General features: G+C 67.8%; 12 protein-coding genes. 10 read left to right on the top strand and 2 right to left on the bottom strand.

Annotation, left to right across the window (positions count from 1 at the left end):
* Positions 1-19 precede the first annotated feature (19 nt).
* Positions 20-2,140 carry a methionine--tRNA ligase gene (metG, locus tag ACSFA8_RS11050; protein WP_435479552.1) on the bottom strand — a complete coding sequence of 707 codons (2,121 nt, stop codon included), beginning with the start codon at positions 2,138-2,140 and terminating at the stop codon, positions 20-22.
* A gap of 160 nt (positions 2,141-2,300) precedes the next feature.
* Between metG and ACSFA8_RS11045 the strand changes: the two genes are divergently transcribed.
* The 4 genes from ACSFA8_RS11045 to ACSFA8_RS11030 are packed head-to-tail and all read left to right on the top strand — an operon-like array spanning position 2,301 to position 5,143.
* Positions 2,301-3,335 carry an isocitrate/isopropylmalate dehydrogenase family protein gene (locus ACSFA8_RS11045; RefSeq protein WP_435479551.1) on the top strand — a complete coding sequence of 345 codons (1,035 nt, stop codon included), beginning with the start codon at positions 2,301-2,303 and terminating at the stop codon, positions 3,333-3,335.
* Positions 3,336-3,341: 6 nt separating this feature from the next.
* Positions 3,342-4,013: a YceH family protein gene (locus ACSFA8_RS11040; protein ID WP_435479550.1), complete on the top strand. Its 672-nt coding sequence runs from the start codon at positions 3,342-3,344 to the stop codon at positions 4,011-4,013.
* Positions 4,014-4,019: 6 nt separating this feature from the next.
* Positions 4,020-4,736, top strand: a complete 717-nt coding sequence (locus ACSFA8_RS11035) for a tetratricopeptide repeat protein (RefSeq protein ID WP_435479549.1) — start codon at positions 4,020-4,022, stop codon at positions 4,734-4,736.
* A gap of 17 nt (positions 4,737-4,753) precedes the next feature.
* A complete protein-coding gene (locus ACSFA8_RS11030; protein WP_435479548.1) occupies positions 4,754-5,143 on the top strand; it encodes a nuclear transport factor 2 family protein in 390 nt (129 codons plus the stop codon).
* Between the two features lie 10 nt (positions 5,144-5,153).
* Here ACSFA8_RS11030 and ACSFA8_RS11025 read toward each other — a convergent pair whose 3' ends face one another.
* On the bottom strand, positions 5,154-6,368 hold the full coding sequence (locus ACSFA8_RS11025) for a patatin-like phospholipase family protein (protein ID WP_435479547.1): 1,215 nt from the start codon (positions 6,366-6,368) through the stop codon (positions 5,154-5,156).
* A gap of 41 nt (positions 6,369-6,409) precedes the next feature.
* On the opposite strand from ACSFA8_RS11025, the gene apbC reads away from it, so the two are divergent.
* The 6 genes from apbC (at position 6,410) to ACSFA8_RS10995 (ending at position 14,749) form a co-directional block, all read left to right on the top strand.
* Positions 6,410-7,501: an iron-sulfur cluster carrier protein ApbC gene (gene apbC, locus ACSFA8_RS11020; RefSeq protein WP_435479546.1), complete on the top strand. Its 1,092-nt coding sequence runs from the start codon at positions 6,410-6,412 to the stop codon at positions 7,499-7,501.
* Positions 7,502-7,551: 50 nt separating this feature from the next.
* A complete protein-coding gene (locus ACSFA8_RS11015) occupies positions 7,552-8,496 on the top strand; it encodes a LysR substrate-binding domain-containing protein (RefSeq protein WP_435479545.1) in 945 nt (314 codons plus the stop codon).
* 263 nt (positions 8,497-8,759) lie between these two features.
* Positions 8,760-10,532 carry an NADH-ubiquinone oxidoreductase-F iron-sulfur binding region domain-containing protein gene (locus ACSFA8_RS11010; protein ID WP_435479763.1) on the top strand — a complete coding sequence of 591 codons (1,773 nt, stop codon included), beginning with the start codon at positions 8,760-8,762 and terminating at the stop codon, positions 10,530-10,532.
* A complete protein-coding gene (gene fdhF, locus ACSFA8_RS11005; protein ID WP_435479544.1) occupies positions 10,529-13,396 on the top strand; it encodes a formate dehydrogenase subunit alpha in 2,868 nt (955 codons plus the stop codon). Before ACSFA8_RS11010 ends, fdhF begins: the two co-directional genes overlap by 4 nt.
* 8 nt (positions 13,397-13,404) lie before the next feature.
* Positions 13,405-13,650: a hypothetical protein gene (locus ACSFA8_RS11000; protein WP_435479543.1), complete on the top strand. Its 246-nt coding sequence runs from the start codon at positions 13,405-13,407 to the stop codon at positions 13,648-13,650.
* Between the two features lie 4 nt (positions 13,651-13,654).
* On the top strand, positions 13,655-14,749 hold the full coding sequence (locus tag ACSFA8_RS10995) for a serine hydrolase domain-containing protein (RefSeq protein WP_435479542.1): 1,095 nt from the start codon (positions 13,655-13,657) through the stop codon (positions 14,747-14,749).
* The last annotated feature ends 54 nt before the right edge of the window (positions 14,750-14,803 follow it).

The raw sequence follows: 14,803 nt of genomic DNA, 5'->3' as shown, positions 1-14,803 counted from the left end.
TATTGTGGGGTGTGCTGCGTCAGCGTACCCGCATGCCGGGGGTGGCACCGGGCCAGGGCTCGAGCACATGGATGCCGGGGTTGGCCTTCTCGTCGGCATGGCCGGCCGCGAGCACCATGCCTTCGCTGATGCCGAACTTCATCTTGCGCGGCGCCAGGTTGGCGACCAGCACGGTGAGCTTGCCAATCAATTGTTCGGGCTGGTAGGCCGAGGCGATGCCGCTGAGCACGTTGCGCTCGCGGCCCTCGCCGGCATCCAGCGTCAGGCGCAGCAGCTTGGTCGAGCCTTCGACCTTTTCGCAGGCCACGATCTTCGCCAGGCGCAGGTCGATCTTCACGAAGTCGTCGATGGTGATCAGCGGCGCGATCGCCTCGCCGCCGGGCAGGTTGCCGCCGGATGTCGCTGCTGCGGCCACAGCCGCGGCCGGCGCCGGCGCCGGTGCTGCTTCGGCCGGCTCGAACAGCTGGTCGACCAGCGCAGGGTCGACCCGCTGCATCAGGTGCTTGTAGTCGTTGATCGCATGGCCCGCGCCGAGCGCACCTGCCGCGTCGGCCCATTCGAGCGGCGCGATCTTCAGGAAGGCTTCGACATTCGCGGCCAGTGCCGGCAGCACCGGCTTGAGGTACAGCGTGAGCAGGCGGAAAGCCTCCAGGCACACCGTGCACACGTCGTGCAGGCGCTCTTCCATGCCGGCCTTCTTGGCCAGTTCCCAGGGCTTGTTGGCGTCGACGTATTCGTTCACGCGGTCTGCCAGCGCCATGGTGTCGCGCAGCGCGCGGGCGTAGTCGCGCCCGTCGTACAGCGCGCGCAGGTTGCCGGCCTCGGCGCGCAGCGCGGCCAGCAGCTCGGCGCCGTCGGCTGACACCTCGCCCAGCTTGCCGCCGAAGCGCTTGCCGATGAAGCCGGCGCTGCGGCTTGCGATGTTGATGTACTTGCCGACCAGGTCGCTGTTTACGCGCGCCACGAAGTCGTCGGGGTTGAAGTCGATGTCCTCGTTGCGGCCGCTGAGCTTGGCCGCGATGTAGTAGCGCAGGTGCTCGGGGTTGAGCCCGACCGACAGGTAGCGCAGCGGGTCGATGCCGGTGCCGCGGCTCTTGCTCATCTTCTCGCCGCTCACCGTGAGGTGGCCGTGCACGAAGATGTGGTCGGGCGCCTTGCGGCCGCTGAAGTACAGCATTGCGGGCCAGAACAGCGTGTGGAAGGTGATGATGTCCTTGCCGATGAAGTGCACCTGCTCCAGCTCGGGGTCGGCCATGTACTCGGTGTAGGAGATGCCGTCGCCGCCGGATTCGATGCAGCGCTTGTCCAGCAGGTTCTTCAGCGACGCGAGGTAGCCCACCGGCGCGTCGAGCCACACGTAAAAGTACTTGCCCGGCGCTTCGGGAATCTCGATGCCGAAGTAGGGTGCATCGCGGCTGATGTCCCAGTCGCCGAGGCCGCCCTTGCCTTCGTCGTCCTTGTAGAGCCACTCGCGGATCTTGTTCTGCACCTCGGGCTGCACGTGGCCCGGCGCGGCCGTCCATTCCTTGAGGTAGGCCTCGCAGCGCGGATCGGAGAGCTTGAAGAAGAAGTGCTCGGAACTGCGCAGCTCGGGCCTGGCGCCCGACAGCGCCGAATACGGGTTGATCAGCTCGGTCGGCGCATAGACCGCGCCGCACACCTCGCAGTTGTCGCCGTACTGGTCCTTGGCGTGGCAGTTCGGGCACTCGCCCTTGATGAAGCGGTCCGCCAGGAACATGCGCTTTTCGGGGTCGTAGAACTGTTCGACGCTCTTGCTTTCGATCAGCCCGGCCTTGTCGCGCAGGTCGCGGTAGATCTGTTGCGCCAGGTCGTGGTTCTCGGGCGCGTCGGTCGAGTGCCAGTTGTCGAACGCGATGTGGAAGCCGTCGAGGTAGGGCTTCCGCCCGGCCGCGATCGCGGCCACGAAGGCCTGCGGCGACACGCCTTCCTTGTCGGCCGCGATCGTGATCGCGGCGCCATGCGCGTCGTCGGCGCAGACGAAATTGACCTCGGCCCGGTTCATTCGCTGGAACCGCACCCAGATGTCGGCCTGGATGTATTCCATCATGTGGCCGATGTGGAACTTGCCGTTGGCATACGGCAGGGCGGTGGTGACGAAGAGCTTGCGCGGGGCGGACATCGGGAAGGGGCGCTTTCTGGGAGAGAGGAGCGGCATTTTAGGTGGCGGCCGCTGCTGCTTGCCGCGCGGCAACACCCCGAAGCCGGGTGGTGCGCCAAACTGCTGCGCGGCTTCTGGCTAAATATAGTGTCCCGTGTCCCGACCTGAAAGAAAGCTGCCGATGACGATAACCCCCATTCCCGCAACCCTGATTCCCGGCGACGGCATCGGCCCCGAGATCGTCGATGCCACGCTGGCCGCGCTCGAGGCGCTGAAGGCCCCGTTCGAATGGGATCGCCAGATTGCCGGCCTCGGCGGCGTGCAGGCGGCTGGCGACCCGCTGCCGGCGGCCACGCTCGACAGCATTCGCCGCACGCGCCTGGCCCTCAAGGGGCCGCTCGAAACGCCGTCGGGCGGCGGTTACCGCTCGTCGAACGTGCGGCTGCGCGAGGAATTCCAGCTGTACGCCAACCTGCGCCCGGCCCTCACCATCATCCCGGGCGGGCGCTTCGACAAGATCGACCTGATGGTGGTGCGCGAGAACCTCGAAGGCCTCTACATCGGCCACGAGCACTATGTGCGGATCGATGGCGACCCGCACGCCGTCGGCATGGCCACCGGCATCAACACCCGCCAGGGTTGCCGCAGGGTGCTCGAGTACGCCTTCGAGACCGCCATCGCCACCGGTCGCAAGAAGGTGACGCTGGTGCACAAGGCCAACATCATGAAGGTGCTGACCGGCCTGTTTCTGGAGACGGGCCTGCAGATGTACGAGGAAAAGTACAAGGGCCGGTTCGAACTCGACACCATCATCGTCGACGCCTGCGCGATGAAGCTGGTGCTCAACCCCTGGCAGTTCGACATGCTGGTCACGACCAACCTCTTCGGCGACATCCTGTCCGACCTGGTGGCCGGCCTGGTCGGCGGGCTCGGCATGGCGCCGGGCGCCAACATCGGCGCCGACGCGGCGATTTTCGAAGCGGTGCACGGCTCGGCGCCCGACATTGCCGGCAAGGGCATCGCCAACCCGATCGCGTTGCTGCTGGCCGCGGCGCTGATGCTCGACCACTGCAAGCTGCCCGAGAAAGCGACACAGCTGCGCCGCGCCATCGACGAGACGCTCAACCTCGACAAGGTGCGCACCGGCGACCTGGGCGGCACGGCCACCACCGCCGCGTTCACCAAGGCCCTGGTCAGCCGCATTCACGGGGCCTGAGGCGCGATGCCGGCGACGCTGCCCACGCTGTCCCTGCTCGAAACGCGCGTGCTCGGCGTGCTGGCCGAGAAGCAGCGCACCGTGCCCGACAGCTACCCGCTGACGCTCAACGCGCTGGTGTCCGGCTGCAACCAGAAGACCAGCCGCAATCCGGTGCTGGAGGTGTCCGACGCGCAGGCCCAGGCTGCGCTCGACAGCCTGAGGGGCTACAGCCTGGTGTCGGAAACCAGCGGTGGCCGGAGCTTTCGCTATGCGCACAACGCGGACCGCGTGCTGCATCTGCCGTCGCAGTCAGTCATCCTGCTGACCGTGCTGATGTTGCGCGGCCCGCAGACGGCCGGGGAGTTGCGCATTGCCTGCGACCGCATGCACAACTTTGCCGACATCTCGTCAGTCGAAGGTTTTCTCGAGGAAATGGCGGAGCCCCCGGCGGGCGCGCTGGTGGTCAAGCTGGCCCGGCTGCCCGGCGCGCGGGAAAGCCGCTGGGCCCACCTGCTCAGCGGCGCGCCGGCCGAAGCAGCGGCAGGCCCGGAGCCGCTGTCGGCCGACGCCGATGTGTCGCTGGGTGAAGTGGCGGCGCTCAAGGCCAACCTTGCGCGGCTCGAGGCCGAGGTCGCCGACCTGAAAGCCCTGGTCGCACGCGTTTGCTCCGAGCTTGGAATCGCTTCGCCGCTGTAGCCGCCCATGAATTGCCTGCGACGGAATGCGATCGCTGTCGGCCTGCTGTTGGCGCTGGGGCTGACGGCGGGCGCCCGGGCCGCGCCGCTGGTGCCCAAGCCCGACGAACTGCCCCTGTATGGCGGTGTGAACCGGGCAGAGATCCCGGAACTGAAGGTGGCAGACCAACGCTTCATCGCCGAGGTCAGCGCGCAATACGGCTCGCGCGAAAAAGCGGCGCGCGTCTGGACCGAGCAGGGTTTCATGTTCTATCAAAGGAACAACCTCGACATGGCGGTGCGACGCTTCAACCAGGCTTGGCTGCTCGACCCGCGAAACGCCGAGCCTTATGCCGGCTTTGCTTCGGTGCTGCACGACCAGGGCAAGATCTGCGACGCCATGCGCATGATGGACGAAGCGCTCAAACGCAATCCGCCGTCGTTCCAGGGCATCTACCCCGATGCCGCGCGGATCACCACGCTCTGCGCCGTGAACGACCAGGCCCTCGTGCCGGCGGCACGGGACGAGTTGCTCGGCAAGGCCGAGGCGCTGTACCTCAAGGCCGAGCAGATCGAGCCCGACAAGCGCTATGTATACGCCTCGTGGGCCACGGCGTACTACTGGCGCGGGCTGTACGCCCGGGCCTGGTCGATGGTGGCCAGGGAGCGTGCCGCCGGTGGTCAACCCGCCGATGGCTTTTTGCGCCAGCTCAGGGCCAAAATGCCCGAACCGTCACTGCCGTGACCGAACAAGGACAAGCCATGCACAACGATGCCCTCGCGGCCTGGCACGAACTCGTGCGCAGTCGCAATATGCGCGGCCTCGATGCGCTGTTGTCGGACCAGGTGGTTTTCCATTCGCCCGTGGTGCACACGCCGCAGGTCGGCAAAACTGTCACGGCGCAGTACCTGCGCGCCGCCTTCAACGTGTTCTTCAACGACAGCTTTCGCTATGTGCGCGAAACCGTTGCCGCCGACCACGCGGTGCTGGAGTTTCAGGTCGAGATCGACGGCATCGGCGTGAACGGCGTCGACATGATCAGCTGGGACGATGCCGGCAGGATCACCGCGTTCAAAGTGATGATCCGGCCGCTCAAGGCCATCAACCTCATCCACCAGAAGATGGCGGCGATGCTGCAGGCGAATCAGTAGCAGCGCGTCGCTAGCCCAACGGCTGCGCCCACCCGAAGAACCGCACTACCTCGGCCCGTTGCCGCAACGCATCGGCGCGCCCGAGTGCCATCAGTTCGCGCGTGAAGGCGGTGTCGAACAGCAGGTAGCTCGCGAGCGCCGAGCCCTTGATGTCGGTGCCGCTCACGCCCGCGCGCACCCCGAACAGGCGGCGCACCGCGCCGGGCAGTACGCCGACGTGGCGGGCGGCAATCACGTCGATGCGCTCCGAAGGTGCGATCACCAGCAGTTCCACCGGGCGCAGGCGGGACTGCGCGCGCAGCTCGGGCGGAATCAGCGTCAGCGTCTGGTTGACGCGGCGCAGCCGTTCGATGTCGGCGGCGAGCGCATCGAGGAAGATGCTCGACATCGCGTGGCCGGCGATCTGCGCCAGCGTGGGGTAGCCGGTCATGGTGTTGGGCCCGGGGTCGGCCGGCGGCTCGTGCAGCCGGCCGGCGCCGATCACCAGGATGCGCTCGGCGCCCAGGTGGATGGCCGGCGAGATCGGGGCCGACTGGCGCATCGAACCGTCGCCGAAGTATTCGGTATGGCCATGGATCGGCAGCTCCGTCGCCGGAAACACGAACGGGATTGCCGAAGAGGCCATCAGGTGGTCGTGCGTGATGGGACCCGCCACCGCGATGCGCTGCGAGCGCACCCAGGGTTCCATGGGCAGCGCTGAATCGAAGAAGGTGAAGTGCTCGCCCGAGCTGTAGCTCGACGCCGTCACTGCCAGTGCCTGCACATGCCCAGCAGCCATGAGTCCGGGCAAGCGGTCGAGCGGCACCATGCGCTGGAGCAGTGCGGCCAGCGGGCTGTTGTCGAGCAGCGAACGCGGGCGCATGCGAAGCCACCGGGCCAGCAGTTGACCAATGCCCAGCAGCAGACGCATGCGGCCCATGGCATCGAGCATGCCGAGCGCATCGGCGCGGTACACCTGCCCGGTGCTGAAGCCCTGCCAGACATCCGCAATGCGGCGCACCGTGCCGTCGAAGTCGTCGGCACCACAGGCCAGCGCGGCAGCGTTGATGGCGCCGGCCGAGGTGCCGGTGATGATGGGAAAGGGGTTGGGCTGGTCGCGCGCGCCGGCTTCGCGGCGCAGGTCGGCGATCGCCTCCAGCACGCCGACCTGGTAGGCCGCACGGGCACCGCCACCCGTCAGGAGCAGTCCGGTGGCTGGCAATGGGACGGGGAGCGGCGAGGGCATACCTGGGCCACTAGACTACCCGCCACTCAGGAGTTTGATCAATGGCAGTTACCCAAGAAGCATTGATGGCCGCGCTCGGCGCCGTCGTCGACCCGAACACCGGCCGCGACTTTGTCGCCGGCAAAGCGCTTAAGAACGTACAGATCGCCGACGGCGACGTGTCGTTCGAACTCGAACTCGGCTACCCCGCCCGAAGCCAGCACCCCGCACTGCGCAAGGCGCTGGTCGCGGCGGCCCGCACCGTGCCGGGCGTGAGCAACGTGTCGGTCAACATCACGACCAAGGTCACGAGCCATGCCGTGCAGCGCGGCGTCCAGTTGCTGCCCAACGTCAAGAACATCATCGCGGTGGCTTCCGGCAAGGGCGGTGTGGGCAAGAGCACCACGGCCGCCAACCTCGCGCTCGCGCTCGCGGCCGAAGGCGCCGCCGTCGGCCTGCTCGACGCCGACATCTACGGCCCGAGCCAGCCGATGATGCTGGGCATCGACCGCCGGCCGGAAAGCGAAGACGGCAAGACCATGGAGCCGCTCGAAAACCACGGCGTGCAGGTCATGTCGATCGGCTTCCTGGTCGACCAGGACGAGGCCATGATCTGGCGCGGACCCATGGCCACCCAGGCGCTGGAGCAGCTGCTGCGCCAGACCAACTGGAAGGATCTCGACTACCTGATCGTCGACATGCCGCCGGGCACCGGCGACATCCAGCTCACGCTGAGCCAGCGCGTGCCGATGACGGGCGCGGTGATCGTCACCACGCCGCAGGACATCGCGCTGCTCGACGCCAGGAAGGGCATCAAGATGTTCGAGAAGGTCGGTGTGCCGATCCTCGGCATCGTCGAGAACATGGCGGTGCACATCTGCTCCAACTGCGGCCATGCAGAGCACATCTTCGGCGCCGATGGTGGCAAGAAGATGGCCGAGCAGTACAGCATGGCGTATCTCGGCGCGCTGCCGCTGGACATCAACATCCGGCTGCAGGCCGACAGCGGCAAGCCGACCGTGGTCGCCGACCCCGACGGCGCGGTGGCGGGCATCTACAAGAGCATCGCGCGCAGCGTTGCGGTTGGCATCGCGGAGAAGGCGAAGGACTTCTCGGCGAAGTTCCCCACCATTTCCATCAGCAAGAACACCTGAAGAATGGTGCGCTCGTCCACGTTTGGTGAGCATGCACTGGAGCAGGTGAAGTGAACCTGCTCGCTTCGATGCGCTATTTGGTCGCGTTAAGCGAGCACAAGCATTTCGGGCGCGCGGCGCAGGCCTGCCACATCACGCAGCCGGCCTTGTCGAACGCGCTGCGCTCGCTCGAAAGCGAGTTCGGCGTGGTCATCGTCAAGCGGGCGCGGGTCTACGTGGGCCTCACGCACGAGGGCGAGCGGGTGTTGGCCACGGCGCAGCGCATGCTGCGCGACAACGAGGTGCTGCAGCAGGAGCTGCGCAGCGAAGAGGGCCACCCGCGCGGGCGGCTGCCCATGGCGGCGGTGCCGACCGCCATTCCGATGCTGTCGCGCTTTGCGGCCATGCTGCAGGAGTTGCACCCGGGCATTGTGCCGGCGGTGCTGTCGATGAGTTCGCAAGACCTGGAGACGGGGCTGGAGAGTCTGTCCGTCGATCTGGCGCTCGGCTACACCGAACGCATGCACCTGCCGGGCATCAAGCTCACGGCATGGCCACAGAGCGTGGAGCACTATTTCCTGCTGCGGCGCGCGGCGAAGCCCTCGGCCGACCGGCTGCGCATCGGCCGGCCGATGTCGTGGGCCGACGCCGGCAAGCTGCCGCTGTGCCTCCTCACGCCCGACATGCACAACCGATCCATCATCGACCAGGCGCTGCGCGACGCCGGCATAGCGCTGGAGCCTGCCATCGAGACGAACTCGGTACTTACCCTTGCGTTGGCCGTGCTCGCGGGTTCCGTCAGCAGCGTGTTGCCGGGATCGATGGTCGCGGCCGTACGCAGCTACCGCGAATTGGAGGCGCTGCCGCTGGTGGGGCCCGAGGTCAGAACCCCGCTGGGTTTCATGACCCAGACCGGCGTGCGCCCCTCGCGCGCGCTCGATGCCGCGCTGGTGTTCCTGCAGACGCCGGCGTGGCGCGAACAGGTGCGGCTGCACAGCGGCGCGCTCGGCGAATAGCCGGCCCGCGGGCCGCGGGCCCGGGTTTTTGGCTTATCTCGGCCTGTCTTGCCCATTTATTTATTGAATCGATCGATGCGCCGATCGAATTTGACGCACTCGGGGCCGCCCCACACACTCGGTCAGCCTTCAAGCATTGCTTGGGGCATTCCGAGACATCGAAAAAGGCCCAGGCAGTGAACAACCACCCAGCCACGACCCGCGAGAAAACAACAACGGCGGACAAGACGCACACCATCGTGCCGCTCGCCACCGCCGACGAGATGCGCGAGCGCATCCGCCGCAAGAGCAAGCTCAAGGGCCGCCAGCCCGAGGAAGCGGCGCTGCTCGAAGTGCGAACGCTCATCGGCGCGCGCCCCGCCGAGGGCCACCGGCGCGACCTGCTCATCGAGCACCTGCACAAGCTGAACGACGCGTTCCGTTGCCTGCACGACCGGCACTTGGTGGCGCTGGCGCGGGAAATGAACATCCCGATGGCGGAGGTGTACGAGGTCGCGACCTTCTATCATCACTTCGAGGTGGTGCGCGGAGACGACGCGGCGCCGGGTCTCACGGTGCGTGTTTGCGACGGCCTGGCCTGCGAGCTGGCCGGTGCGCAGGATCTGCTGGCGCGGTTGCCGGCGCTGCTCGGCGCCGAAGGGCGGGGCGACGTGCGAGTGATCGCGGCGCCGTGCATCGGCCGCTGCGAGCAGGCGCCGGCCGCGCTGGTGCATCAGCAGGCGGTTCCCTGCGCGACGGCCGAGAAGCTGCTGCATGCCGTGGAATCGACGCAAGACGAAACTGCAACGCCCCGCCGGCCGGCACGAGCATCCGTCAATTTCGTCGCATCCGACTTTGCGCAGCGCAGCGTGTCACCGTTGGCCGGCGCGATCGAGGCGGTGCCCGCTTTCACCGACTACGCCACCTACCGCGCGCATGGCGGCTACGCCCTGGCCGCGGCGCTGGTCAACGGCGAGGAAGACGTAGAAACCGTGATCCGCGCGATGGAAGACTCGGGCCTGCGCGGCCTCGGCGGTGCGGGCTTTCCGGCCGGGCGCAAGTGGCGCATCGTGCGCGACCAGCCGGCGCCCAGGCTCATGGCCGTCAACATCGACGAGGGCGAGCCCGGCACCTTCAAGGATCGCACCTGGCTCGAGCGCGACCCGCACCGCTTTCTGGAAGGGCTGTTGATCGCGGCCCAGGTGGTCGGCACCGAGGCCTGCTATGTCTACCTGCGCGACGAGTACCACGACTGCCGCCGCCTGCTCGAGGCCGAACTGGCCGCACTGCAGGCCGACCCTCCGTGCGCGCTGCCGCGCATCGAGCTGCGCCGTGGCGCCGGTGCCTACATCTGCGGAGAAGAGTCCGCCATGATCGAAAGCATCGAAGGCAAGCGCGGCGAACCCCGCATGCGCCCGCCCTACATCGCGCAGGTCGGCCTGTTCGGCCGGCCCACGCTGGAGCACAACTTCGAGACGCTGTACTGGGTGCGCGACATCGTCCAGAAGGGCCCGCAATGGTTCAGCGGCTTCGGCCGCCACGGCCGCAAGGGGTTGCGGTCTTTCAGCGTCAGCGGCCGGGTGAAGCAGCCGGGCGTCAAGCTCGCGCCGGCGGGCATCACGGTGCAGGAACTCATCGACGAATACTGCGGCGGCATGCTCGACGGCCACACGCTGTACGCCTACCTGCCCGGCGGCGCGTCCGGCGGCATCCTGCCGGCCGCACTGAACGACATCCCGCTCGATTTCGACACCTTGCAGCCGCACGGCTGCTTCATCGGCTCGGCCGCCGTGATGGTGCTGAGCCAGCACGATCGCGCGCGCGACGCGGCGCTGAACGTGATGCGCTTTTTCGAACATGAAAGCTGCGGCCAGTGCACCCCGTGCCGGGTCGGCACGGCCAAGGCCGCGGCGCTGATGCAGGCGCCGGTGTGGGACGACGCCACGCTCGAAGATCTGGCGCAGGTGATGGAAGACGCCTCCATCTGCGGCCTGGGCCAGGCCGCGCCCAATCCGATTCGCAGCATCCGCAAGTACTTTGCACAGGAGGTGCAATGAACGCGCCAACGCACCTTGCCGAACTGATGCCGCAGACCGTCGCGTTCACGCTCGACGGCCGCGCGCTCGAAGCCTTCGAAGGCGAAACGATCTTCAAGGCGGCCGAGCGCCATGGCGTCGACATTCCGCACCTTTGCTACACCGACGGCCTGCGTGCCGACGGCAATTGCCGCGCCTGCGTGGTCGAGGTGAAAGGCGAGCGCACGCTGGCGCCGAGTTGCTGCCGCAACGTGACGGCCGGCATGGAGGTTCAGGCGACCAGCGAACGCGCATTGAAGAGTCAGCGCATGGTGGTCGAGATGCTGCTGTCCGACATGCCCGACGCGGGCTACAAGTGGATCGGCGACGATGCGACGCGCCCGCATGGCGAGCTCAGCGAATGGGCCGGCAAGCTCGGCATCGCCGTGCGTCCGGCCCTCAAGGCCCTTCGCCGGGAGCAGCCCGCGACCGACATCTCGCACCCGGCGATGGCCGTGAACCTCGACGCCTGCATCCAGTGCAACCGCTGCGTGCGCGCCTGCCGCGAGGAACAGGTCAACGACGTGATCGGCTACGCGATGCGCGGCGAACACAGCAAGATCGTGTTCGACCTCGACGACGCGATGGGCGACAGCACCTGCGTGGCCTGCGGCGAATGCGTGCAGGCCTGCCCGACCGGCGCACTCATGCCGAAGAGCCAGATCGGCTCGCAGCAAGTCGATCGCAAGGTCGACTCGGTCTGTCCTTTCTGCGGCGTCGGCTGTCTGGTCACCTACAACGTGAAGGACGAGAAGATCGTCAGCGTCGACGGCCGTGACGGCCCGGCCAATCACAACCGCCTCTGCGTCAAGGGCCGCTTCGGCTTTGACTATGCGCACCATCCACAGCGCCTGACCAAGCCATTGATCCGTCGCCCCGGCGTGCCCAAGAACCTCGACGCACCGCGCCCCGACGACTGGCGCGAGGCATTCCGCGAGGCGACCTGGGACGAAGCCCTGGCGCTCGCTGCTGGCAAGCTCAAGGACTTGCGCGACACGCACGGCAAGAAGGCGCTGGCCGGCTTTGGCTCGGCCAAGGGCAGCAACGAAGAGGCCTACCTGTTCCAGAAACTGGTGCGCACCGGCTTCGGCAGCAACAACGTCGACCACTGCACGCGCCTGTGCCACGCATCGAGCGTGGCCGCCTTGCTCGAAGGCGTTGGCTCGGGGGCGGTGAGCAACCAGGTCAACGACGTGGCGCATGCCGAGCTGATCTTCGTCATCGGCTCCAACCCGACCGCCAACCATCCAGTGGCCGCGACCTGGATGAAGAACGCCGCCAAGCGCGGCGCGAAGATCGTGCTGGCCGACCCGCGCCGCACCGACCTCAGCACCCACGCCTGGCGCACGCTGCAGTTCAAGGCCGACACCGACGTCGCCATGCTCAACGCGCTGATCCACGCGGTGATCGATGAAGGCCTGGTCGACGAGGCCTTCGTGCGGGATCGGGCCAGCAACTACGAAGCGCTGCGCGAGAACGTCAAGGGCTACAGCCCCGAAGCCATGGCGCCGATCTGCGGCGTGCCGGCCGAAACGCTGCGCGAAGTGGCGCGTGCGTTTGCCACCGCAAAGGGCGCGATGGTGCTCTGGGGCATGGGCATCAGCCAGCACGTGCACGGCACCGACAACGCGCGCTGCCTGATCGCGCTGGTGACCGTCACCGGGCAGATCGGCAAGCCCGGGTCGGGCCTGCATCCGCTGCGCGGACAGAACAACGTGCAGGGCGCGAGCGACGCGGGCTTGATCCCGATGATGTTTCCCGACTACCAGCGCGTCGACAACGCGGGTGCGCACGCGTGGTTCGAAGACTTCTGGGGCATGCCGCTCGACGACAAGCCGGGCTACACCGTCGTGGAGATCATGCACAAGGCACTTGCACCGGACGACGACCCGCACAAGATCCGCGGCATGTACATCATGGGCGAGAACCCGGCCATGAGCGACCCCGACCTGAACCATGCGCGCCATGCGCTGGCCAGCCTCGAACACCTGGTGGTGCAGGACATCTTCATGACCGAAACGGCCTGGCTGGCCGATGTGGTTTTGCCGGCCAGTGCCTGGCCCGAGAAGACCGGCACCGTGAGCAATACCGACCGCATGGTGCAGCTCGGCAAGCGGGCATTGAACCCGCCGGGCGATGCCAGGCCCGACCTCTGGATCATCCAGCAGCTGGCAAAACGGATGGGCCTCCCCTGGCACTACGAGGGTGAAGAGGCGGGCGTCGCCGCGGTCTACGAGGAGATGCGCCAGGCCATGCACGCGGCCATCGCCGGCATCAGCTGGGAGCGCCTGCAGCGCGAGTCGAGCGTGACCTATCCGTGCCTGAGCGCCGACGACCCGGGCCAGCCCACCGTGTTCATCGATCGCTTCCCCACCGCCACTGGCCGCGTCAGGCTGGTGCCGGCCGACATCATTCCGGCGAACGAGCGGCCCGATGCCGAATACCCGTTCGTGCTGATCACCGGCCGGCAGCTCGAGCACTGGCACACCGGCAGCATGACGCGCCGCGCCAGCGTGCTCGATGCGCTCGAACCCATGGCCACGGCCTCGATGAACCAGGCCAGCCTGGAGGCGCTCGGCCTGCAGCCCGGCGATGTCATCACGATCCAGTCGCGCCGCGGCGAGGTTGCAATCCACGTGCGGCGCGACGACGGCACACCGACCGGCGCGGTGTTCGTGCCATTCGCCTACTACGAGGCGGCGGCCAACTTGATGACCAATGCCGCGCTCGACCCCTTCGGCAAGATCCCGGAGTTCAAGTACTGCGCCGTGCGCATCGCGCCCGGCGGAACTCCCGTGGCTGCAGCGGGGTATGGCACAGGCGCGGTCGCCTCATTTTCTTTTTGAATCGGGGCATGCCCCGATTCAATTTGACCCGGTGGCAAGCCACCCCAACACTGCCCGTATGGCAGACCACGGTGGTGTTCACCCTGCTCACGACGCGTTCGCACGACCAGTACAACACCACCGATGGGCACGAGCGCCGTGCCGACAAGTTCAAGCTGGTTGCGGCGAGTTCGAGGGCCCCTATCCGTTTGCGTGAGCGCGTCGGCGTCTGTGCTTCAATTTCGGCTGACGTTCCTCCAACGACCCACAGGTGACTAGATGACTTCAAGACGCGAACTGATGCTCGCCGGCGCGGCCGCGGCACTGGCAACGGGGTGCGGGGGCATGCGGAGCGGGCCGCAGCCCAGCCACGTCCCCGGCGTGGTGCCGTCCGACTGGCAAACCGCCGCCCCCGAAAGCCAGGGCATCGATCCCGCGGCCCTGGCCGATGTGCTGCGCGACGGCGCGCAACTGCCCGCGCTGCGCAGCCTGCTGGTGGTGCGCAACGGCGTGCTGGTGGGCGAGCGCTACTACGGCGGCGCGTCGGCCGCCGATCTCCTGGCGATCAACTCCGTCACCAAGAGCGTGAGCTCGATGCTGGTCGGGCAGGCGCTGCAGAAGGGCACGCTGCCCGGGTTGTCGGCGACGGTCGGCCAACTGCTGCCGGACGCCGCGGCGCAGATGCCGGGCTCGGCGGTGGCCGGGGTCACGCTGGAGAAAATCCTTCTTGGGCGCACCGGGCTTTCCTTCGACTGGACGACGCAAACCCCCGCATTCGCCGCCGCACCCGATCCGGTGCGTTTCGCCCTGGGCCTGTCCGCGAACCCTGCCGCACCACCGGATGCCTGGAGCTACAACGACGCGGCCGTGGGCCTGCTGTCACCGATCCTGCGACGTGCGCACGGCCTCGACCTGGCCGACGTGGCTGCGCGCGACCTGTTCGCTCCGCTGGGCATTGAGCGCTTTGCCTGGCGGCGCGACCGCGCTGGCAACCCGACCACGTACGGTGGCCTCTCGCTGCGCACGCGCGATCTGTTGAAGCTGGCCTGGACGATGGTGGATGGCGGCCGCTGGCGCGGCACGCAGGTGCTGCCGGCCGCCTGGGTCGCCGAGAGCACGCGGCCGCACGGCCCGGCCAGCTGGCGCGTGACGCCGGTCACCGACCTGGGCTATGGCTACCTGTGGTTCACCGGCCTGATGCACGGCAGGCGGGTCGCGTGGGGCTGGGGCTACGGCGCGCAGTTCGCGCTGCTGGTGCCCGAACTGCGGCTGGCCGTGGCCACCGCCGCGACCGCGCCGCAGATCGGGGCACTGGCGGGGCAAAACGACGCGGTCATGGCACTGGTGGCGCGCATCGTGCGGGCGACTGCATAGGTCGGCGCCAGGGTCGAATCCCCCGCAATCCGCCGCCCCCGCTGCGCATCGGCT

Origin of the sequence: Variovorax nitratireducens (genome assembly GCF_051216545.1) — a bacterium.
Classification (GTDB): Bacteria; Pseudomonadota; Gammaproteobacteria; order Burkholderiales; family Burkholderiaceae_C; genus Variovorax.
Note: the sequence above shows the minus strand (reverse complement) of the source record. Positions and strands in the feature narration are given on the sequence as shown.